Origin of the sequence: Acutalibacter sp. JLR.KK004 (assembly GCF_036941085.1) — a bacterium.
Lineage (GTDB): Bacteria > Bacillota > Clostridia > Oscillospirales > Acutalibacteraceae > Acutalibacter.
Genome location: NZ_JAYMNQ010000002.1, coordinates 648,977 through 669,703 on the forward strand (window position 1 = coordinate 648,977; position 20,727 = coordinate 669,703).

The following is a 20,727-nucleotide window of genomic DNA, read 5'->3' on the forward strand; positions in this document are numbered from 1 at the left end:
GGGAATACGCAAAATTTGCAAAAGAAAAAGAGCGGCATGGCCGCTCTCATCCTTTGCTTTGTATCATGTTGTCTTCACGAGCCTATATTTTTCAGGGCGCTTTGGGTTCTGCTAAGAAGCTCAGCTTGACTTTTCTTTTCTAAAATCAGCCATAGTAGTCGTATCTGGCTTGTTGTTCCACGTCCCAGGGATTACTGACAAACTCCTGGAGACCCATCTCGTCAATACAGTCTTGGCACAGGTGGTAGCTGATGACTCCTTTGCTGACCTTATCCCAAACTTTCCGCATCACATAATAACTCCCCAACTCGAACATAGGCAGCCCTTTCCGCAGACACCGCCCACAACGGTCGTACATACAGGCTGTAGCTTCATAATCATTCCCGTCACACCAATTTACGCTTTTTACACACTGCTGCAGGATACGGAAGGCAGACTCGTAGGGAATCAGCCCGGCATCATATTCTACAAGAACCTTGCGAACCACCTCGTTCAAACCGTGGCCTATATTGTGGCAGCTCATGTGGGGCACCTCCTATTCCAATTTTCCGCTCTCATCGCTTTTTCGTCATAGTCGTTTTTCAGCACGCCCAGCAGGGAATCGCTCAAAAAGGGGACGCTTTTCTCTTTGGAGATAAGGCGGGCCACCTCCTTGCCGTTTTTGAGCACGCATACCTCCTCGCCTCCCTGCACCAGCTGTAAATACTTTCCAAAGTTGTTCTGGAGTTCAGTTGCCGTAACAATGTGCATTTTGGGCTGCTCCTTCCTGTTTAGCCAGACGCACCAACTGCCCTACCATTTCTCTCTCCAAACACGTCACTATGCGTCGTATTATAAACGAACGTCAGTACCAGCAAATTATCGTTAATACCACATCATGACTTTAGCTCCGCAAACAGTTCGGCCAAATCATCATACCCTTTTACAGAGGGATCATGGACAATCCGCTCGGCCTCCAGCATGGCTGCAATCGTCTCCTTGTTGGGCCGCTCCTTCCGAAGTTCAAAGGGCAGGCCGCCCACCCGCAGAGACTGACGCAAGAACACATTGATGGCGGTGGTAAGCGTCATGCCCAAATCATTGTAAAGGGCCTCGCACTGTTTTTTTACCTCGCTGTCCATACGGACACTGAAATTCGTGGTGTTTGCCATAACACAAGCTCCTCTTGCTCTTTCTACATCTATTGTACTCCTGCTGCAATATAAAATCAACTCAACAGAGGGATTTCTTGAATGGTAAAGGGGCAATGCAGTGCATCACCCCTCAGCATTCAACTCACTCTATCCAGATTATTCCTCAGTTTTGCCCAGACAAAATCATCCAGCCCCTTATACCGGGGGGCCCCACACATAGGTGCCATACCGAAAGCCTATGCGGGCCAGCAGGCGAAGAAGCTCTTCATAGCCTTTCTGGACATACCAATTCGTGCAGTAGTCCATGTCAAAGGCTGTCTTGATTTCCCGCAAGCCTGCCTGCCGCAGATGCGACAGAGCTTCTTCCAGCTTGGTCAGGGCATTTACGCCGGGCACGGCTAAAACCGTCAGGCCGGTCAAGGCGTTTATCACATCAGCCTTCATTGGGCCCTCTGTGAGCAGCATCTTGCTTTTAGGTTCCCCCGCCAGATGCACCCATCCCTGGGCCTTGCAGCCGCAGGAGAAGGTGCCGCTGGATATCCAACGGAATTTGCGCCGGTCTGTGTTGTCCAGGCGCACCTGCAGCCCTTGGATCAATCCCTGGGTATCCCGCACGGGGATCAAGATCCCCTCCCGCTGGTGGACGAAAGACCACTCGCCGGAGCGTGTGCGGAAAAAGCCGGGTACGCCAGAGATCTGCAAGCCTCGTTCTTCCAGCCGTCGAGCCAGCGCCGTGCCGCTGCCCATGGGCATAGATTTGTACCCCAAGCGGGCAATGGCGCTGTCGGTCAGGCCGCGACCCCGCAGGTTCTCCCGGTGCTCATCTGTTAAAGACAACACGGACAAAAACTCCATGTAGGTCTTGTGGCGGACGGCAACGGGGGCCAGAGGTTTTTCTATAGGATGCACCTCGGGTTCATGCCGCCTGATTTGAGGCTGATACACCCCGATGCGCTCAATGATGGCCCTGCGTGCCTGCTCCCTGGGCGTGCCCGTAAACAGGGCGTACAGGTCGAAGATGCCGCCTGCCTCGCCGCAGCGGGCGCACCGGAACACCTCTTTTAATGTTTTTTTCGGCGGATCCCTCGATAGAGGGCGATTCCACAAAGGCGAAATCCTCTCCCCACTCCAGGGTCTTGTAGCCGTTCCGGATGAGCTTGGCGTTGGCGGCGATGCGGCTGCCCGCCTCCTGGCGGAAAACCTTGTCCAGCCGGACAACCGGCACGCAGCCGCTGGTGATCATCTCGCTGAGCACCGCCCCGGTCCCCACAGAAGGGAGCTGGTCGGCGTCGCCGATAAGCACCAAACGAGAGCCCAGCATCACGGCGTCCAGCAGCTTGTTTGCCAGGTAGATGTCCAGCATGGACACCTCGTCTACCAACACCAGCTTGGCGTCAATGGGTTCCGGGCTGTTCTGCCCACCTTCTTCGCCGGGCATCAGGTTCAGCGCCCGGTGGATGGTGGAGGCCGGGAAGCCCGTGGAATCCTCCATGCGCCGGGCGGCGCGGCCCGTGGGGGCGCAGTAGCAGATTTTTTCTTCCGGGTCGTGGCGCTTATAAATATCCAGAATGGCCCGTTGGATCATGGTCTTGCCCGTGCCCGGCCCGCCGGTGATGATGGACAGGCTGTGGGACAGAGCCATTTTGATGGCCTCCCGCTGTTCCGGGGCAAACTGCACCCCCAGTCGGGCCTCTTCCTGGGAAAGCTCGTTGTCCAGGGTCTTGATGCCCTGCACCTGCACCCGCACAAACTGCCGGATACGCTGTGCCAAATGGCTTTCCGCATGGGCGGTTTTGGTGCGGTAGACGTACTTGCCGAAGCTCACCAATTGCCCGTTTTCCACCAGCTTGGCGGCACGGTTTGCCGCTGCCATCATGGTCAGGCCCTCTGTGTCCAGCAGCTTCAGGCAGGCATTGATAAAGGCGTGCTTTTCCATGCACAGGTGGCCGTTTTCCTCGGCTTCCGTCAAAGTATACAGCAGCGCCGCGTCCACCCGCTCGGCAGAGAGGCGGTCAAAGCCCATGCTGTAGGCGATGGTGTCCGCTGTTTTGAAGCCTATCCCCGCCAGCTCGCAGAGCCGGTAGGGGTGGTTCTTCACGATGTCCATGGTCTGTCCTTTATACTCTTGGTATAATTTCACAGCCCGGTTGGGGGATACCCCGTGGGGGGCCAGGAACGCTATCACGTCCCTGGCGCCACGGTTCATCAGGTAAGAGCTCTTTATCTTTTCCAGCTTGCTTTCCGTGATACCCTTGACTTCCAGGAGCCTCTCGGGCTCCTTGTCCAGCACCTCCAGGGCCTGCAGGCCAAAGGCATCGTAGAGCCGTTCGGCCATTTTGGGGCCGATGCCCTTGATCTGCCCGGAGGACAGGTAGCCGTTTTCAAACTTGCTGCCGGGGAAGCGTTTGTCCAGCTTGTTTTGCAGGGCCCGGAGCAGCTCGTTTACGGGCAGGACAGAGTAGTCTGCCGCATCGTCCGCATGGACGGCGGTGACCTTTTCGTCCCGGATGAGCAGCAGGGCCTCCGCGCCGTACAGGCCCAGGCGGGCGTTGAGGACGCTGGCCAGCGTGTCCCTTTTCAGCTTTGGCAGGGCCGAGCCGCTGATCTTCGCCCGGCCCAGGAGGCTCTTGTAAGCCGTATCCCGGATGGGGTAGCAGCCCTCTGCCATGCGCATGGCAAGGCCCAGGTTTTTGGCCGTGTCCTCCACTGCGTCGCGGCTAACGCCGGAGGCAAAGGAGGACAGGTCGCTGTAAAGGGGCGCGGCTTTGTCCAGGGGCTCCACCCGCAGGTCTTTGACCCGGTGGCGCTCCCACTGGCTGCGGGTGGCCTGCTCCTCTTGATACAGGAGCAGGGAGGGATAGTTTCGGAAAGTGGCGCAGTAGTTGTCTTGGCAGTTTGACATTTTGTAGGACTCCCTTCGTTTTGTAAAATAGAAAAAGGCAGCGGTCAAATAGTTAACACAGAACAAAAGAATAAATTTCTTTTGTTCTGGCGGCTATGCCGCCTGTTATAAATCCTGTATTACAGGATTTATAACGCGTTTACTATTACAGACTGCTGCCTTTTTTGCCGCACCCGGCCCGGAAACATTTTACACAGAAACAAAAAAAGTGCCACTTGCACCAAAAGGCACAACATGACACTTTGTAACTCGGAGACTGTGTTCGTTTTACGAACCGGATACTGTGGTTCTATTTTAGCAGGTTTTGAGGGGGGTGTCAATCTGAATACCTGGATAAATTGCCCCAATCGACATCTTCTTCGTCCACAAAACCGCTTGCTTCCGCTTCTTCCAGTTCCTTGGCTTCCTGCGGCGTGGCCTTTGTAAAATCCGGGTCCCAGGCACGCACCAGTTTTTTAATAAACTCATAGGCAAAGTTCTGATCCGCCTCCGGGAGCATATCCATCAGCCTGGCTGCTTCCACAACTTTTTCTGACATACGATCACACCCCTCTCACTTGTAAATATCGCCACGGTTTCCTATCTCCATAATCAGGAGGACTTCTACTCTTCCATCTTGCTCCAGCCGGTATACCACACGCCAGCCGCCTACCCTCAGCCGCATCCGGCCATCACTATATTCTTGCATGGGTTTGATATCACCCTTCGGAGGCTTTTCTGTCAGCCCGGCTATAGCAGCCCGGATCCTCTCTACAGACCTCAAATCCAACTTGCTCAGGAATTTCAGCGACTTTCTGGAATACCGAACTTTCACGCCGCACACCCTTTCAAGGGGATACTATCTATTTTATACTATTTTACCAGACTGCGCCCAGATATGCAAATAGAATTTCTTCAGACATCCGCAGAAGGCTCACTTCCCTTTTCTCTCACCTCCGCCTGTCTCACCAGCAATTCCACAACCTCAAATATCTCACGTTTGTCACGGGCAGACAGCGCCGCCACCATCTCGGAAAGTTCAGAAGCCCGCTGCTCGGCAGCGTAGTCGAGCACGTCACGGAGCACCGCGTCGGCGGAAACGTCCAGGATGTTGAGGATACGGACAAGCCGGTTATAAGCTGGGAAGTTGATGCCGCGTTCTATCACGGAGATGTACTGCTCCGTGCAGCCAACTTTTCCGGCCAGTTCTGCCTGGGTGGGTTCGGCCTTCTCCCTGCACTCCTTGAACCTGCGCCCTACCATTTTATTGCCCATGGCCGTACCCGCTCCCTGTTTCTAAAAGTTGTGCTATTAGTATACAGGCTTTGCTTTGAGTTAAACAGCGAGTAAAACTTTTCTTATAATTGTATTACTGTGTGTGGGAAGAAAATTTCAAAAGGGAAGGACACCAGCGAACTGGTGCCCTTCCTGCAAGACTTTTCTTTACATTGTGTAACTGCACAACGATCTGATTTACTATCGTCAGAACAAATCGCTATGCGTTCCTGTCCGGATCAGTTTTAGGATGAGTATATCTTTCACTACCTTATAGACTAACAGCCAATCCGGCTCAATGTGGCACTCTCGCATGTCCATGTAATTTCTGGAATTTGCCAAAGCATGATCCCGGTATGAGGCCGGCAGCGGCTCTTCACTGCAAAGCAAGGAAATGACCTTCTCTAACTTTTTGGGGTCACATCCGCGCTTTACAGCCAGCTTGTAGTCTTTCTTAAACTGCCCTGTAAACTCCGGTTTAAGCATCAAGGGCCTCCATCAAGCTTTTCACACTGTCAAAGGGCCCATACAGGTCTTCCTCTTTTTCCGCACTTTCCATGGCCGCATAGGTGGTCTCATTGGGCTCATCCAGTCTCACCTCAAAAGGCAGGCCATGGTGACGCAGTGCCTGCCGATAAAAAATCCCCGTTGCTGTGCTCAGATCCATACCAAGCGATTTGAAAAGCGCGGCTGCCTGTTCTTTCAGTTCCGGCTCAATCCGAAGCGTCATATTTTGTTTGTTTGCCATGTTGAGCCTCCCCTTTCTCCATTGTTCATTTTCATTATACGCAATATTCATTTGCTTTGCAAGTGTATTGCACGCTTTTTTGTAAATTAGGCTTATCCACATGGAGAGAGGGCACCAGCGAACCGGTGCCCCAAAATAAGATAAACTGTAGATAGCTGACTTATCATTCTACCCAATTTTCAACCTTCAGCCCTGGAACCCGCTCAAATTCCCGGACATTGTTCGTAACGAGAACCAGACCCTCTGCCCTGGCATGGCTGGCTATGAGAGCATCCAAGGGGCCGATGGGCGTTCCCCGCTTCTCCAGGTAAGCCCGGACTCCTCCGTACTCCATGGAGGCCCGGTCATCAAAAGGCAAGACTTCCAGAACCAGGAGCATCTGCATGATAGCGGCTTGGTTTTTCGGTGGGTTGGAGCTTTTTGCCGCGCCATATTCCAGCTCTGACAAAGTTATGGTGGAAATACACAAGCCATTTTGCTGGTTTTCCTTGAGCCTTTGCAGTACCTGTTCCGGCTTGTTCTTGATGGCATAGATGCAGATATTGGTGTCCAGCATATACTTCATAAGGATTCGCGCTCCTGCTGTACCGTCTGTTCCCTGCCGCCTTCGTAAAAATCGTCGGTAAAACTGTTCAAGCCTTCCAGGAACACATTCCATGCCGCCTCTTTCGGCGCCAGCAGCACCACGTCACCCAGGCGCTGGATCAAGACCTCACTATCGTTAAACCGGAACTTTTTCGGCAGCCGTACAGCCTGGCTCCTGCCTGTTTCAAAAATTTTTGCGACTTCCATGGCGCTCACCTCCTACAAATAGGATATATCATGATATGTATTTTGTCAACCTAAAAGGAAGGACATCGGCGAACCGATGCCCTTCCACAGAACAGAACAAATAGGTTTATTGTTTGTTGTGGACAAGCGCCTCCAGCCCATCCATGCCTGTGCCGCCGTCACGGGTTCGCCGCTTACGGCAGCGTGCCAGCGCCATATCGTAGTCGTAGCCCATGGCTCTCGCGTATTTCCGGCTGATTTTCCGGCATCTTTCCGCATGAATTTGGTAAGTGGCCTCATGATATCCGGTCAGCCCCCAGGCGGAAACAGCGCTTTCCAGAAGGTTTGCGTAGTCCCGCAGGGCATTCACGATCACATAAAGGTCGCCCATCGTGGTCTTGACCTCCCTCGTGGAACACGGTTTGCTAGGCCCGCCTAAATCCATATATCGGAGGACGGCTCCGTGCTCCATGCCGTCAAGTTCGGTCATTTCTACAGTCTCTGTTGTGCTCTCTGTATAAGGGATATTTTTCACACTCATAATTTTCCCCCTATATCCGTATATGCTTTTTCACCACCGCTGTCAGTTTGGCGGGCAGCTTCTCCAGATCGGTGATATCCAGGAAAGAGTCCCCGTATATCCGCTGGATGTTGGGCTTGTCGTCGCCGATGGCAGCGGCCACAAAAGCTATTCCTTTGCGCTGGTACTCCTGTTTGATGCCCCGCAGGTCTTCCTCGGCGGCAGTACCGCTGTAGCCCAGGTCGGCGGGCTGGCCGTCGGACACCAGGATCAGCAGCTTCACGGCCTCGGGACGCCGGGACAGCCGCTCGGCCACATAGCGCAGGGCCGCGCCGTCCCGGTTGCTGCTGCGGGCAGAGATGTCCATCAGGCGGTATTTGTCATCCCGGTCAAAGCCGTCAAATTCGGCATAAGAGTACATTTCCACTGTGTTTCCCTGGTTGCCGCTGCCCGTTGAATGACCGTAGACCATCACGGGGATCTCCAGGCCCTCGCAGAAGTCATAGAGAATAATAGCGGCGGCCCGGGCGTAAGTGGCTCGGTCAGCATCACTCATGGAGCCGGATTCGTCCACCAGCAAGCCCACGGCCAGTTCGGGGATCTCGTTGGGCAGGGCAGTCTTGTAGAACACCTTGCCGTCGCCCCTGCACAGGGCGTGGGAATCCAGCCTGCGGCCCATGATAAGGCCGGTCTGCTTGCCGCCGCGCTGGTGCTCCTTCAGTTCCTTTTGGATGCTCCGCTGAAGTTGCCGGGAGATAGTGAGAAGCTGGGACGCGATGGAATCATACTGCTCCACCAGATTTTCGTCCACGCTGGCCATGCGGTTGATGCGCATATGGACGCCTTTGTGGATGTCCCCATAGGAGATATTGTTGGCCATTTCGTTAAGCTCCGCAAGCCGCTCATTTTCCAGCTGCTCACAGGCGGCGCGTTCCGCCATCTTGTCCAGTACCCGCTCGATATCAGAGGCAGCTTTTTCATACTGCTCCCGTTCATAATCGGCGTTGTACTCGGTGGTGCCGCCTACAGGTTCGTATACGGAATCTGTCTGGTGGTAAGGGATGCGCCCCCCTTCTTCAGTGGACACATCCTGTTTGCCGGCGTCCATGGAGCCGCCCATCAGCATTGCAGGATGCTGTCCAGGATATGGCAGCGGCCATCCTCCTCGGCCTCCTTCATCTGGGTGACGGTGGGCATCTCATTCTGCTGCCTTGCCCGCACGGCCTCCAGCGCAAAGCCCAGGGTGCCGGGGAAATGGAGCAGCATACGGTTCTCCACATAGCCGTCCTCCAGCACGTTCAGGATAGTATGGGCCACGGTTTGCACGGCCTCTTGGTTTTTCTCATCTGCCTTGACGTAGGCCCACAGAGCCTTTTCGTTCCCAAACTCTGCGAATGTGCGCAGGGCGGGCGGCTCCGGGTACCAAAGGCCCCGGCCCAAGAAATTTAACTGGGTCTGGGGCGCGAGGAAATCCGTATAGAGCACATGGCCCAGCTCGTGGGCGTACAGGCCGCAGACGGCCTGATAACGGTTTTGCCGGCCTTTCTCTCGGGTCACCATGGGATGGCCCGCATAAGGTCTCGCCCCTTTCATCATCCTGTGTACTGGCCCCCGGCGATCAGCGGCTGTAAATACGCCACAATGAACCCCAATGAATTTAGCGTGATCCACGTCACTACAATGCGCTTGAGCCAGCTTGTGGCCTCATCCACCGCACGCTGGTTCCGGGAGATCATCCGCACCAGCAGGGCGATGGCGGCGGCCGTCACTGCCACGATGGTGCTGATAGCCACCAGCTGCCCGTACACGTCCTTCATGATGGTAGAAAACCGGTTCCAGATGGTGTCCGCGTACACCTGCTGCAGCGATACCAGCACCGCCGCCCCAGCTCCCACCAGCGACCAGTAGGCCGTGACCAGCTTCCGGCCCTTTTTCTTTGGCTTTGTCATAAATAACCTCCTGTAGATGAATTTAGGGTAACAAAAAAGCCGCTTCAAGCTGCTGCTCGAAACGGCTTTCAACGTTTGTTTTACAAACGTTTTGTCTGGCCCCAATTTGGTACGATATCATTATAGCACTTTTCTTTTTTCGTGTCATCGGCTATGGAGCGCAAATTTTGTGCAAATTTTGTGCCACGCATTTTAGAGCGTCTTGTACTTTTTCTCAAGAAACAGTTTTACCTCTCGCAAAAAGCATTCTGCTCCTGCCAGAAGCTCTTCCGTATCAGAAACAGAGCAGATATAAAAATCTTCATAATCACTTCGGTTGCGGATGAGTGAAGCATTTGTGATAAGTTTCCCAAACTCCTTAGAGAAGATTTCTGTTTTGAGATACCGCAGGGTAAACTGTGATATGACTGCGGAGTGTTTCTTGAAATCCAGGCCATCCAAGGCCAGTACCGCACGCATTGCGTGAAATATGCAATAATAAGCCCGGTTGTTTGCAGAGGCGTAGTCTCCCGCTTCTATGTCGCGTCTGGCGGATACCAGCATTTCCCCGGCTTTGTGCAGCCGGTATTGGGAAAGGTCTGCAATGGTTATATCAGGCACTGAGCGGCACCCCCTCAGCAGAGATATTTCGGAACAAAGGAAGCAGTTGGGAATTGGATTGGAAATACTGGCGGTTTTCCACAATGGGAGACAGCAAAACACCATAATTCAAAAGCAATTCCGCAGCCGCCCCGCCTATCTGCCAGCTTTTCTCCGAGATCGTTTCCCTGGAGGAATCCACAAGCAGGAGAAGGTCTATGTCTGAGCCCTCCTCCGCATCGCCGCGCGCGTAAGACCCAAATAAAACCGCGTCTATACGTTCCTGCGGGAAAATTTTGGAAACCAGTCGGCACATCTCCCCGGCTATCCTTTTCACTTCCTGCATGGCAAGCATACGATCCCTCCTTTCTTCTCGATTCTATTATACCTGAAATATTGTATCTTTGCAACCGGAGCCGACCACAGAAAAAGTTACTCCATTTTCTCCAAGAACTCCAACATTTCCAGCCAAAAGTCCACATCTGTCGAAGGGGCTGACCACAGCCGAATAGAAAGAATGGTAATGGCCTGCTGACGAAGCCGGTAGTAATTGCGGGAGGACATCTCCAGCCGGTAAAGTATCTCCGCATGGCTCAGGGGCTCAGGCATTATGTATGTCAGGTAGAGGATCTGGTACAAGCGCTTCCCATCTCCCGGTTTCTTTTTCAGCACGGTCAGAGCCTCGTTGATCCGATCCAGCAGGATGCGGGTCTTTTTAGTGCCCTCCAGCCGGTTTTCCATCCTGCGATTTCCCATGGCCAAAGTCAAGTCCATCTGCTCCAGCAGCTCGTCAATGCCTTGAAACGGCTGATCCAGCTCCTCCGCCACGGTTTCCGGGAAACACTCCATGAGCCAGACCAACGTCCGGTACTGCTGCAAAAGCAGCAGCGTGTTATGATAGCTGTTACGGGCCTTTTCCTGCTTTTGAACGCGCATATCTTCATTTTTTATCTTTTTATCGCCTAAAATGCCTCGAATGGTGAGCAAATCAATAAATTCTCTGGCTTTTTCGTCGTGGTTCTTCATAATCAAACCAATCCTTTCCAATTTCCGTGAAGCCAAGGGGCACACTTCCCCCAGGGCTCCCGTAGCTCCTGATTTTCGCAAGGGCAGGGATATAACCACCACCCTTGCAGTCCTCATTAAAGTTCTTCCAATTCTTGGGTGAAGAAATATACGCGCGTATTATAGAAGCCGAAACTGCAACGCGGCTGATTTTCCTGCTGAACCATGCAACCAGCTTTCCAAACCGCGTTTGTCCTTTGTTCCCGTTAGGCGTATTTTCCCCCATTGTGCGTATTTCCTTAAAAATGCGCACAACTTCCCTCTGGTCGGGCAATGAAACCTCCGTACCGATTGGGTACGCTTTATTAAAAATGAGGCAGCCATACGAGCCGGGCAAGCGGTACAGAGCGAAGGCATCCCCGTGCTTTTTCAGAAATCTCCATACCTTGGTCTTTTCCCAGCCCCATCGCTGCCCTAGGGTTTCCAAAGTCAAGTTAGCGCCATACTTTCCATACTGGATAACAGGCGCAAAAAAAGAGAACCCGTTGTCCGGATCCTCCCATACTGTGTGACACCATAGGTCTAACCAGGCGTCTGTTTCTTCAAATTTGTAGTGCTGCCTGGCCAGGCGTTCTGTTATGTTCCGGGGTACGCACAGAAAGCCTTACCCGTCGGTCGTGTATACGACGCCTTTCATGCAGGCCGTGCCAGAGCATTTTACCACCCAGTCCGTGATTTGGTAGGTAAGTTTCTTGGTTTCTTTGTCCAGGCCATAGGTCAGGTAGCCGAGCTGAGCCAGCTTATCAAGCGTTTCCAGAGCTTTGGAGCGGCTTCTTACGCCCAGGATACTCTTTAGCCCAACAACGCCCCCGGCCCACATACCGGGCTCTACGGGGTTATTATGGCCGCAATAGGAGGCTACTCCTTTACGGAAAGCCGCACGGGAAGCAAGCTTCGCCCAGGCGGACAGGATGCCTTTGCCCTGTGGCAGGGACTTGCGGGGCAATTTGACCCAGTGATATTTTTGCAGGCATTTCACGACGGGAACCTCCTATCATAACAAAAAGGACAGCTTCTCTTTTGAAACTACCCCTAAAAACTTATAAACAATTGAATCGGCACGTAAAAAATGGCTCTCCCATTTCCATGTCGTACCTCTGTATATTTATTCAAGGGCAATCAATACCACGCCCAAAGGACGTGGTATGAATGATAAGCCCTAAAAGGGCATGATGCCAGCAGCGCCTAAAGGCGCAGAATGAGAAACGCCAACCGCACTTTGGGTTTGGCGTTTCTTTTTTACACTTCTTCTAAATCTTTAAAGGGATCTTCGTACTCTTTAAAGCTCATCTGATCCATGATCTGGTCTTCTCTTTCCTGATCCTGGATATACTTCTGAATGGCTTTTTTGTTTCCTCCTACGGTGCTTACATAATATCCTTTGGCCCAGAATACTCTACGCCCATATTTGTATTTCAAGTTCGCATGTCTCTCAAATATCATCAGGGTACTCTTCCCTTTCAGATATCCCATAAATTCTCCCACGCTCAACTTTGGCGGTATAGAAAGCAGCATGTGGATATGATCGAGCATTGCATGGGCTTCTATGATTTCCACATGCTTGTATTCACATAGCTTCCTCAGGATTTTCCCTATATCTGCCCGCAGTTTCCCATATACTACTTTCCTGCGATACTTTGGTACGATCACAATGTGGTATTGACATTTCCATTTTGTATGTGATAAACTTTGCTCGTCCATTTGGACTGACCTCCTTTGATTTTTGTGCGGTTGGCGTTACCCGCTTCCATTATATCAAAGGAGGTCTTTTTTTATAATCAACGCTATCGCTTTCTTCGGTCTCCGCCGGCATAGCCGGTGGTTGCTCTTATAAACCAGAAGGGGCGGTTTCCTTTTGAAACCGCCCCTTACAAACAGAATCTATGTGTCGTTGAGATAAAAACCAGTGTCGCGAAAGTCTCTATCTTTGTACGGTGGCCGCACCAATTCCGCACCAAATTCTTCTAAAGATATATCAGGTTTTATAGGTTTATATGTACCACGACTTCCAATAAATCCAGTACCCATGCGGGTTTACGAAATCATATGGAGTTACATTAACATACGGAATCAAGCCAATATATTACGATGCCTAATTTCATATGTGTTCACGACTCCTTATTATGACTGGATTTTTGACGTTTTCTTTTTGTCTCCGCATCTATTTGTCATGGGGATATGGTGTTTGCCTCAAATTGCCGTACTGCACTGACCAGTGAATCGTCCGTGACATGGACGTAGCGATCCATAGTCGTTTTGATGCTAGCATGGCCCAACAGCTTCTGTAACACTCTGGGCGGCATCCCGCTTTCAATAGCTCGGGTTGCATAAGTATGCATACAAACCGCCGGAAACCCGCCTCATCGCACAGCTTATACAGGTGAGTATCGTATGAGCTGTTTTTCGCTGGTTCTCCCGTCCGCCAGTTGACAAATACCAGGTCACGCATCGTCAGATACATTTTCTGCCCTGTCCGCCTGTCCAGATACTCAAGTGTTTGTGTAAGCACCTCAGATGCCTTTCGGACATCCCGTTCCTCATAACATTCTCTTAAAATATTATTAAGCGCAGGCTTGAATAAAGTCCCCGTTGTGATGTACGCCTGCCGTATGGTTGACCCGGCCTTCCTCCATGCTTTGGCTTTTCTGGCGGCAACAGGACTTTCACTTTTTTCCACAATGCGAAACATTTTGCGTAAAGCTAACGTTTTACGTCAGCTTTTGCCCACCAACTTTGAAAAGGTGGACGAAACTTTCGTATTTCTCCATTTTTAAACACGTTATTCACACGCTCTCTCACACCCGCTCTGCCATGGAAAGGAGCAGGCGCTCTGTGTCCTGCCAGCCCAGGCAGGGATCGGTGATGGACTTGCCAAAGGTGCGCTCTGCCTCAATGGGCTGAGTGCCCTCCTCCAGGTAGCTTTCCACCATCACGCCTTTGATCAGCTTTTTCAAGGCCGGGTTATACTGGCGGCTGTGGAGCACCTCGCTGACAATGCGGATCTGCTCCTTATACTGCTTGTTGGAATTGGAATGGTTGGCGTCCACGATAACCGCTGGGTTTTGCAGCTCCCGCTCCTCATACAGCTCCCACAGCCGCCGGAGATCTTCATAGTGATAGTTGGGTACGCAGGTGCCGTATTTGTCCACGCCGCCCCGGAGGATGGCGTGAGCCAGGGGGTTGCCGGTGGTGGTGGCATCGTTGCCCCGGTAGATAAAGGTGTGGCCGGACTGCGCTGCCTGGATGGAGTTGAGCATCACAGACAAATCCCCACTGGTGGGGTTTTTCATGCCTACCGGGATATCCATGCCGCTGGCAGTCAGACGGTGCTGCTGGTTTTCCACAGATCTGGCCCCCACAGCCTCATAGGAGAGCACATCGTCCAGATAACTGCGGTTTTCCGGATACAGCATTTCATCGGCAGCGGTGAGGCCGCATTCCTCCATCACCTGGATGTGCAGGCGGCGGATGGCGATAATGCCTCCCAGCAAGTCCGGGGCCTTGTCCGGGGAGGGCTGGTGAAGCATTCCCTTATACCCCGCCCCTGTGGTGCGGGGCTTGTTGGTGTACACCCGGGGGATGAGCAGCAGCCTGTCTCCCACCCGCTCGTTGATTCTAGCAAGCCTGTGGACATACTCCAGCACAGAGTCCTCCTGATCCGCCGAGCAAGGCCCTACGATTACCAGGAATTTATCTGATTCCCCGGTAAACACCGCCCGGATTTCCCTGTCCCTCTGGGCCTTCCTTTCCCGCAGGGACGCTGACAGGGGATACTCCCCTTTCAGGTCTGCCGGGAGGGGCAGCTCCCGGTTCAGCTTCATAGACATTTTCTTCATCCCTTTCTGTTTTGCCTCCGACCTATCCTAGCTCCAGCGGCCCCGGCAGGCATTCTATCCGCTGGCCCTCCTTGAAAAGATAGTAGGGCCGCGTGCCTATAACCTCCGCCTTCTCGCCGTTTAGCACCACTGTGTCCTCCTCCGGCAGGGCCAGTATCCTGCGCCCGGATTGGGAAAGCCCCAGCAGATGGGTTGTGTGCCTTTGGGTAATTTCCTCGTCCTCATTGCCATAATGGCACAAAAGGGAAATGCCGGAGAGCACGTCAATGCCTGCCGTGTCCGAAAGGCCGGCCAGGTTCTCGTCGGCATACCGGCAGGTATCAATGTCCGCCCCCAAGATAATGGCCCCAGCGCTGCCGCCGAATACCGGGCCGCCAGCCTTCAGATATTCTGTAAGCTTTAAAAGGGCGCCGCTTTCCTTTAACTCGTGCAGCAGCTTGTAGGTGTTGCCCCCGCCGATGAAAATCCCGCCGAAATGGGATAAATCCAGCCCCGCCAGTTCTTCCCCGGAGCGGGCCATGAAAATTTCTATGCCCAGCAGGGAAAGCTCCCCGGTTATCCAGCCAAGACAGCCGGAATATTCCTCCTTCTCCATTGCCATAGGGATATAAAGCAGTGGTTTTGTCTTATCTATCGCCGCGCCAAAGCGCTGGTAGGCTTCTTGGGCGTTGGCCCCATCGCCCCCGCCGTTTAAAAACACGCGCATATTCACGTCTCCCTTTCCTGGTTGTTTTTTAGCAGCCGCTCTATGCCCTCGTCCGTATAGGACAGCAGCTTCCCATACCGCCAAGCAATGTCCCGCCGCTTTTCCGGGGTATATGCGCCCCCGGCTTGGGCCTGCCGCTTTTCCTCCTTTAAGTCCAGATAGGCCTGAAGCACAGCCTCATCCTGATAAAAGATAGCGTTAAAGCGGTTTTTGTTCATGGAGACGGGGAACAGGTCTGTAATGAAGGCGTCGTCCTCCGGATACAGCTTCACCCCGTATTCGGCACAAAGCTTCTGGAATTCCGGCAGGAAGCTGTCCCGTTCCTCCCGGCTGTCGCAGGGGTGGGCCAGCGCCAGCTTTTTCACCCCAGCCCGCACCATTTCGCAGAAGCAGTCTGCGGCCCCCAGTTTGTAAGAAAATCTGTCAATATTCATAATGGCCATGGGATACCGAATGTACACAAAAAGAGCTGAAACGTCAGTCTTTTGTGCCCGGTATCATTCCTTTCTCTATATTTTTCACACGCCTGCCCCTTCCAGGATTTCCCCATACCGGCCCCGCCAGATATTTTCATAGTAAAACCGGTTTATCTGGGCGGCGGAGAAGCCGCCGTTATCAAAGGTGGTGATGCCGCCCTTTGGCAGCAAAACTTTAAAGCCCCTTTCAAAGGCAGATTTCACTGTGGCGTCTATGCAGTATTCTGTCTGCAGCCCTGCCACCACCAGGGTTTTTATGCCCGCCTCCCCCAGATACTCCTCCAGCCCTGTTTCCAGGAAGGCGCTGTTAAAGCGCTTGTCAAAAATTTTTTCTCCTTTCAGAGGGCTTACCTCCCGGGCAATTTCCCAGCCCGGCGCGCCTGCGGTAAGCTCTGTGCCGGGACCGTCGTCGTGGCGGACAAAGAGAACGGGCTTTTGTTCCCTGCGAAACTCTCCCAGCAGCCTGCCGATAGTCTCCGCCAGCCGCTCCTTTTCAAAGGGGCCTTTGTCCAAAAGCCCCTGCTGCACGTCTACCACCAGCAGGGCGGCGTTTTGTATTTCATCCATGGCGTTTCCTCCTACACGATTTGAAGCAGGTAGAATTTCAGGTAGTCCGTCTCCGGCACGTTCCATAACACCGGGTGATCCGGCCCCTGGGTCCGGGCCTCAATCAGCCGCAGCTCCACCCCCGCGTCCCTGGCGGCGCTTTGAAGCATAGCCCGAAAGCGGGCGTCTCCCATAAAGTGGGAGCAGGAGCAGGTGGCTAAAAACCCGCCCCGGGGCAGGGCCTTCATGGCCCGGAAATTTATCTCCTTATAGCCACGCTCCGCGCTGTCCACAGTTTTGCCGGACTTGGTAAAGGCGGGCGGGTCTAAGATGATATAGTCATATTCCCCTGGCCTCAGGGAAGGCAGCAGATCAAACACATTGGCGGTTTCATATTCCACTATGCGGGAAAGGCCGTTGCGGGCGCAGTTTTCCCTTGCGCAGGCAATGGCGGTTTCAGACACATCCACAGAGCGTACGTAAGCCGCCCCGGCTTTAGCGCAGTTGAGGCCAAAGGATCCTGTGTGGGTGAAGCAGTCCAGCACACGCCTGCCGGCAGCCAGCCGGGCGGCAGCGGCCCGGTTATACTTCTGGTCTAAAAAGAACCCGGTTTTCTGGCCGTTTGCAAAATCCACCAGGTAGCGGACGCCGTTTTCCTCTATCTCCACAGTGGTCTCCTCCGGCGCTTCCCGGCCCGGCAGGGGGAACCAGCCTGTGTTCTGGGCCAGGCCCTCCAACTCCCGCACCCGTACGTCGTTGCGCTCATAGATGCCGCAGACCGATATGCCGTCCCGCTCCAGGGCTTCCACAAGGAGGGGAAAGAGGAGGGGCTTGATTTTTTCCACCCCCAGGGAAAGGGTCTGGGTCACCAGAACGCCCCCGAACTTATCCACGGTCAGGCCGGGGAAGCGGTCGGCCTCCCCGAACACCAGCCGGAAGCAGTTGAAGTCCCCTGCCATAACGGTTTTCCGGTATTCCCAGGCGTGACGTACCCGGCGGCGGTAAAAATCCTCGTCAAACCTGTCGTTGGCGTTGCGGGAAATGATGCGCACCCGGATTTTTGAATGGCTGTTATAGAAGCCTGTACCCAGGTAGCGGCCTTTAGGGCTGAGAACGTCACAGAGGGCGCCGTCCTGCAGCTCCCCTTCCATATCCGTAATTTCGTTATCAAACACCCAGGGATGGCCTTCCCTGGCGCGGGCCGCACCGCGTTTGTCTATTTCCACATAGGGATAGGGACGTTCTGTTTTCATTCCGTTTTCTCCCTTCCAGCTTTTTTACGCTATCACGCCTCCGCCGATTACGATGTCGCCGTCATAGGCTACCATCGCCTGGCCTGGGGTGGCGGCCCGCTGGGGCTGGTCAAAGGTGGCCTGGAGCGTGTCTTCCCCGGTCTGCTCCAGAAGGGCTGGCTGGGGGGCATGGCGGTAGCGCAGCTTCACCTGCGCCCGGACAGGGCCGGGCAGCCTTTCACAGGCAATGAGGTTGATGCCATGGGCTGTAACAGTCCGGGAAAACAAGGCTTCATGGGGGGCCAGGGTAACCTGGTTTTTCTCCGGGTCAATGCCGCACACATACATGGGCTGGGGAAAGGAAAGCCCCAGGCCTTTGCGCTGGCCAATGGTGTAGTGGATAATCCCCTTATGCCTGCCATACACCTCCCCAGCCGTTCCCACAAAGTCCCCGCTGGGGAAGGATGTTTTCGCATAGCCTTCGATAAAGGCGGCATAGTCCCCGTCCGGCACAAAGCAGATGTCCTGGCTGTCCCGCTTGCGTGCGTTTAAAAGGCCGTTTTCCTCTGCCAGCGCCCGCACCTGGGCTTTTGTCAGTTCCCCTAAGGGGAACATGGTGTGGGCAAGCTGCTCCTGGGTCAGGGAATAGAGCATGTAGCTCTGATCTTTGTCCTTGTCCAGCCCGGTTTTCAAAAGAACCCGCCCAGAAGCCTCGTCCCTCTCCACCCGGGCATAGTGGCCTGTAGCCACCTTGTCAAAGCCCGTTTCCGCCGCCCGCCGGAGCAGCTTCCCAAACTTAATGTGCCGGTTGCAGTCGATGCAGGGGTTTGGGGTTTTCCCCTGGCAGTAGGCGTTTACAAAGCGGTCTATTACCTGTTCCTGGAAATCCTCCTGGAAGTTGAACACATAAAAGGGAATCCCCAGACGGGCGCACACCATGCGTGCGTCATTTATGTCATCTGCTGAGCAGCAGGTTTTTTCCCCGGGAAATACCTCTTCCCGCTCCTCCCGGCGGAGGCTCAAGGTAACGCCCACAGCCTCCAGGCCTGCCTGTTTCACTAGCAGGGCCGCCGCGCTGGAGTCCACCCCGCCGCTCATGGCCACCATGATTTTTTCCATTGTGCCCTCCTTCCCGCAAACCCTTAAAATAGTTTGGTTCTAAAATTCTCCGTTTTCCCGAAAAAACCAGCAGAGCGCGGCTGCCTGCGGGGGAGCCGCACTCTGCGTAAGCCTGGCAAAGGTTTCCGGGATACTTATCAGGGCAAAAAGCACCTTCTATCGTGTTTTCTCCAGCACAATCTGGGAGTCTGGCCCGTTTTTGCGCACCTCATCCAGGGTAAGCCCCAGCTCCCGGCAGAGCAGCTCCATCACCCGGGGAGAGCAGAAGCCGCTTTGGCAGCGGCCCATGCCGGCCCGGGTGCGGCGCTTCACGCCGTCCAGGGTGCGGGCGCCTAGTATGCCATGGATGGCGTCTACAATTTCCCCTTCGGAAACCTCCTCACAGCGGCAGATAATATTGCCATAGGCAGGGTTTTCCTGTATTTTCGCGGCTCGCTGTTCCGCGTTCATCTCGTGAAGCCGGGGCACGCCTTTGCGTACCGGGTCAAAGCCTGCCTTCTCTTTCAAGGAAAGCTTGTCCGCCACCAGCCCGGCAATATACACGCCGATGGCCGGAGCGCTGGAAAGGCCAGGAGACTCGATGCCCGCCGCGTCGAAAAAGCCCTCCGCTGTCTCGCCCAAAGTGAAATCGTCCCCGTCCTCATGGGCGCGCAGGCCCATGAAGGAAGTGATCACCTGCCGCAGGGGCACGTTCTTTACACCCAGGGCAGACTTTTCCTGTAGCTCCGCCAGGCCCTCCGGCGTGGTGGCGGTGTCTTCCTTGTCCTCAATGTCTGTGGCAGTGGGGCCTACCAGCAGGTTGCCATGTACAGTGGGGGACACCAGCACCCCCTTGCCATACTGGCCCGGAAGCTGGAAAATGGTGCTTTTCACATGGCTGCCAGCTGTTTTGTCCAGCAGGCAGTATTCCCCTTTTCTGGCCGTGATGTGCAGTTTCTTTTCGCACACCTGGTTGTGGAAGATATCGGCATATATCCCAGCGGCATTTATTACTGTCTGGGCTTCCACTTCTCCCTGGGAGGTGGTCACGTACCAGCCCTCCGCTGTTCTCTCTATCTTCTGTACCTCTGTGCCAAAGCGGAACTCCACACCATTTTTCGCCGCCGACTCCGCCAGGCCCAAAGTCAGCTCAAACGGGCAGATAATCCCGGAGGTTTCCGCCAGCAGGGCTGCGCACACCTTGTCACTGAGATTAGACTCCCGCTTCCGGGCTTCCTCCCCGGTTAAAATGCTAAGGCCCGGCACGCCGTTCGCCACGCCCCGGTCATACAGTTCCCGCAGCTTGGGCATGTCCCCCTCGTCCAGGCACACCACGAAAGCGCCCACCCGCTTAAAGGGGATGTCCAGCTCCTCGCTGAGCTTTGTCATCATCTCGTTGCCCTGCACATTCATCCTGGCTTTCATGGTGCCCGGCTCCGCGTCAAACCCTGCGTGGACAATGGCAGAATTTGCCTTGCTGGTGCCCTCGCACACGTCCCCGGCACGTTCCAGCACCAGGAACCGCCCTTCCCGCCGGGAAAGCTCCCGGGCAATGGCGCTGCCTGTCACGCCCGCACCTATAATAACCGCGTCATATCTCATATAGTATCCTCTCTCTCATTTTCCCGTCAGGGCTGTCAGGCCCTATTGCGGCGCCTGCTGTTTTGTGAAAAACCAAGCGCTTTTTCCTTTCTATAGCATAGCACAAAAGCCCTTTTCCTGCAAGGCAAAACTTCTTGGGAAGAATTTGCCCCATCCCGCCCACACACCCCTTCTCATTTTGCCCTCCATTCAACCCTCTCCCCACCGTTTTCCCCCTTAACCTCCCCATTTCCCGCCAAAATCCCTGCAAGTGTGAGTTTATAGATAACTTCCACTCGCCGGCGGAGCGGGGAGGAGGGGGAAGGCCTTG

31 protein-coding genes are annotated in these 20,727 nt (G+C 54.2%); all 31 read right to left on the bottom strand.

Annotation, left to right across the window (positions count from 1 at the left end):
* Window positions 1-145: 145 nt before the first annotated feature.
* The 31 genes from VSQ30_RS17580 to VSQ30_RS17730 all read right to left on the bottom strand — a co-directional run bounded on the left by VSQ30_RS17580 (window position 146) and on the right by VSQ30_RS17730 (window position 20,646).
* Window positions 146-523 carry a hypothetical protein gene (locus VSQ30_RS17580; RefSeq protein WP_334465969.1) on the bottom strand — a complete coding sequence of 126 codons (378 nt, stop codon included), beginning with the start codon at window positions 521-523 and terminating at the stop codon, window positions 146-148.
* Window positions 520-750, bottom strand: a complete 231-nt coding sequence (locus VSQ30_RS17585) for a type II toxin-antitoxin system Phd/YefM family antitoxin (protein ID WP_334465972.1) — start codon at window positions 748-750, stop codon at window positions 520-522. The genes VSQ30_RS17580 and VSQ30_RS17585 overlap by 4 nt, the downstream gene beginning before the upstream one ends.
* Before the next feature lie 125 nt (window positions 751-875).
* Window positions 876-1,151: a type II toxin-antitoxin system RelB/DinJ family antitoxin gene (locus tag VSQ30_RS17590; protein WP_334465975.1), complete on the bottom strand. Its 276-nt coding sequence runs from the start codon at window positions 1,149-1,151 to the stop codon at window positions 876-878.
* 177 nt (window positions 1,152-1,328) lie between these two features.
* Window positions 1,329-2,189, bottom strand: coding sequence for a hypothetical protein (locus tag VSQ30_RS17595; protein WP_334465978.1), 861 nt, complete (start codon window positions 2,187-2,189; stop codon window positions 1,329-1,331).
* Window positions 2,089-4,035, bottom strand: coding sequence for an AAA family ATPase (locus VSQ30_RS17600; protein WP_334465981.1), 1,947 nt, complete (start codon window positions 4,033-4,035; stop codon window positions 2,089-2,091). The genes VSQ30_RS17595 and VSQ30_RS17600 overlap by 101 nt, the downstream gene beginning before the upstream one ends.
* A gap of 316 nt (window positions 4,036-4,351) precedes the next feature.
* The gene (locus VSQ30_RS17605; protein ID WP_334461591.1) at window positions 4,352-4,573 is read right to left on the bottom strand and encodes a hypothetical protein; all 222 of its coding nucleotides are present in this window, start codon (window positions 4,571-4,573) and stop codon (window positions 4,352-4,354) included.
* A gap of 15 nt (window positions 4,574-4,588) precedes the next feature.
* Entirely contained in the window at window positions 4,589-4,849 is a 261-nt protein-coding gene (locus VSQ30_RS17610) for a type II toxin-antitoxin system RelE family toxin (protein WP_334465984.1), read from the bottom strand.
* Window positions 4,850-4,929: 80 nt separating this feature from the next.
* Window positions 4,930-5,289: a helix-turn-helix domain-containing protein gene (locus VSQ30_RS17615; protein ID WP_334465987.1), complete on the bottom strand. Its 360-nt coding sequence runs from the start codon at window positions 5,287-5,289 to the stop codon at window positions 4,930-4,932.
* A 207-nt stretch (window positions 5,290-5,496) separates the two neighbouring features.
* Window positions 5,497-5,775, bottom strand: a complete 279-nt coding sequence (locus VSQ30_RS17620) for a type II toxin-antitoxin system YafQ family toxin (RefSeq protein WP_334465989.1) — start codon at window positions 5,773-5,775, stop codon at window positions 5,497-5,499.
* Window positions 5,768-6,037: a type II toxin-antitoxin system RelB/DinJ family antitoxin gene (locus tag VSQ30_RS17625; protein ID WP_334465991.1), complete on the bottom strand. Its 270-nt coding sequence runs from the start codon at window positions 6,035-6,037 to the stop codon at window positions 5,768-5,770. Before VSQ30_RS17625 ends, VSQ30_RS17620 begins: the two co-directional genes overlap by 8 nt.
* 163 nt (window positions 6,038-6,200) lie before the next feature.
* Entirely contained in the window at window positions 6,201-6,602 is a 402-nt protein-coding gene (gene vapC, locus VSQ30_RS17630; RefSeq protein WP_334465993.1) for a type II toxin-antitoxin system tRNA(fMet)-specific endonuclease VapC, read from the bottom strand.
* Window positions 6,599-6,829 carry a type II toxin-antitoxin system antitoxin VapB gene (gene vapB, locus VSQ30_RS17635; protein WP_334465995.1) on the bottom strand — a complete coding sequence of 77 codons (231 nt, stop codon included), beginning with the start codon at window positions 6,827-6,829 and terminating at the stop codon, window positions 6,599-6,601. Before vapB ends, vapC begins: the two co-directional genes overlap by 4 nt.
* Window positions 6,830-6,935: 106 nt before the next feature.
* Window positions 6,936-7,349, bottom strand: coding sequence for a hypothetical protein (locus VSQ30_RS17640; protein WP_334465997.1), 414 nt, complete (start codon window positions 7,347-7,349; stop codon window positions 6,936-6,938).
* A 10-nt stretch (window positions 7,350-7,359) separates the two neighbouring features.
* Entirely contained in the window at window positions 7,360-8,436 is a 1,077-nt protein-coding gene (locus VSQ30_RS17645; RefSeq protein ID WP_334465999.1) for a vWA domain-containing protein, read from the bottom strand.
* Between the two features lie 11 nt (window positions 8,437-8,447).
* Window positions 8,448-8,888, bottom strand: a complete 441-nt coding sequence (locus tag VSQ30_RS17650) for a hypothetical protein (protein ID WP_334466002.1) — start codon at window positions 8,886-8,888, stop codon at window positions 8,448-8,450.
* Between the two features lie 32 nt (window positions 8,889-8,920).
* Window positions 8,921-9,277, bottom strand: coding sequence for a hypothetical protein (locus tag VSQ30_RS17655; protein WP_334466004.1), 357 nt, complete (start codon window positions 9,275-9,277; stop codon window positions 8,921-8,923).
* A 192-nt stretch (window positions 9,278-9,469) separates the two neighbouring features.
* A complete protein-coding gene (locus VSQ30_RS17660) occupies window positions 9,470-9,877 on the bottom strand; it encodes a HEPN domain-containing protein (protein WP_334466005.1) in 408 nt (135 codons plus the stop codon).
* Window positions 9,870-10,211, bottom strand: a complete 342-nt coding sequence (locus VSQ30_RS17665) for a nucleotidyltransferase domain-containing protein (protein ID WP_334466007.1) — start codon at window positions 10,209-10,211, stop codon at window positions 9,870-9,872. The genes VSQ30_RS17660 and VSQ30_RS17665 overlap by 8 nt, the downstream gene beginning before the upstream one ends.
* Before the next feature lie 77 nt (window positions 10,212-10,288).
* The gene (locus VSQ30_RS17670; RefSeq protein WP_334466009.1) at window positions 10,289-10,882 is read right to left on the bottom strand and encodes a hypothetical protein; all 594 of its coding nucleotides are present in this window, start codon (window positions 10,880-10,882) and stop codon (window positions 10,289-10,291) included.
* Window positions 10,845-11,195, bottom strand: coding sequence for a hypothetical protein (locus tag VSQ30_RS17675; RefSeq protein WP_334466011.1), 351 nt, complete (start codon window positions 11,193-11,195; stop codon window positions 10,845-10,847). The genes VSQ30_RS17670 and VSQ30_RS17675 overlap by 38 nt, the downstream gene beginning before the upstream one ends.
* Before the next feature lie 330 nt (window positions 11,196-11,525).
* A complete protein-coding gene (locus VSQ30_RS17680) occupies window positions 11,526-11,900 on the bottom strand; it encodes a hypothetical protein (RefSeq protein ID WP_334466013.1) in 375 nt (124 codons plus the stop codon).
* Between the two features lie 260 nt (window positions 11,901-12,160).
* Entirely contained in the window at window positions 12,161-12,622 is a 462-nt protein-coding gene (tnpA, locus tag VSQ30_RS17685; RefSeq protein WP_334462478.1) for an IS200/IS605 family transposase, read from the bottom strand.
* Window positions 12,623-13,089: 467 nt separating this feature from the next.
* Window positions 13,090-13,260, bottom strand: coding sequence for a tyrosine-type recombinase/integrase (locus VSQ30_RS17690; RefSeq protein ID WP_334466014.1), 171 nt, complete (start codon window positions 13,258-13,260; stop codon window positions 13,090-13,092).
* Between the two features lie 456 nt (window positions 13,261-13,716).
* Window positions 13,717-14,757: a 3-deoxy-7-phosphoheptulonate synthase gene (locus VSQ30_RS17695; RefSeq protein WP_334466017.1), complete on the bottom strand. Its 1,041-nt coding sequence runs from the start codon at window positions 14,755-14,757 to the stop codon at window positions 13,717-13,719.
* Between the two features lie 22 nt (window positions 14,758-14,779).
* Window positions 14,780-15,463, bottom strand: a complete 684-nt coding sequence (locus tag VSQ30_RS17700; protein WP_334466020.1) for a Type 1 glutamine amidotransferase-like domain-containing protein — start codon at window positions 15,461-15,463, stop codon at window positions 14,780-14,782.
* Between the two features lie 2 nt (window positions 15,464-15,465).
* Window positions 15,466-15,897 carry a hypothetical protein gene (locus VSQ30_RS17705; protein ID WP_334466023.1) on the bottom strand — a complete coding sequence of 144 codons (432 nt, stop codon included), beginning with the start codon at window positions 15,895-15,897 and terminating at the stop codon, window positions 15,466-15,468.
* Between the two features lie 84 nt (window positions 15,898-15,981).
* Window positions 15,982-16,506: a cysteine hydrolase family protein gene (locus tag VSQ30_RS17710; protein ID WP_334466026.1), complete on the bottom strand. Its 525-nt coding sequence runs from the start codon at window positions 16,504-16,506 to the stop codon at window positions 15,982-15,984.
* 11 nt (window positions 16,507-16,517) lie between these two features.
* Complete coding sequence (locus VSQ30_RS17715; protein ID WP_334466029.1) at window positions 16,518-17,738, bottom strand: class I SAM-dependent rRNA methyltransferase; 1,221 nt, start codon at window positions 17,736-17,738, stop codon at window positions 16,518-16,520.
* A 24-nt stretch (window positions 17,739-17,762) separates the two neighbouring features.
* The gene (gene mnmA, locus VSQ30_RS17720) at window positions 17,763-18,836 is read right to left on the bottom strand and encodes a tRNA 2-thiouridine(34) synthase MnmA (RefSeq protein WP_334466032.1); all 1,074 of its coding nucleotides are present in this window, start codon (window positions 18,834-18,836) and stop codon (window positions 17,763-17,765) included.
* A gap of 156 nt (window positions 18,837-18,992) precedes the next feature.
* Window positions 18,993-20,417 (bottom strand): NAD(P)/FAD-dependent oxidoreductase, encoded by a 1,425-nt coding sequence (locus VSQ30_RS17725; RefSeq protein ID WP_334466035.1) that lies wholly within the window; start codon window positions 20,415-20,417, stop codon window positions 18,993-18,995.
* Window positions 20,407-20,646 (bottom strand): hypothetical protein, encoded by a 240-nt coding sequence (locus tag VSQ30_RS17730; RefSeq protein WP_334466037.1) that lies wholly within the window; start codon window positions 20,644-20,646, stop codon window positions 20,407-20,409. The genes VSQ30_RS17725 and VSQ30_RS17730 overlap by 11 nt, the downstream gene beginning before the upstream one ends.
* Window positions 20,647-20,727: the final 81 nt, after the last annotated feature.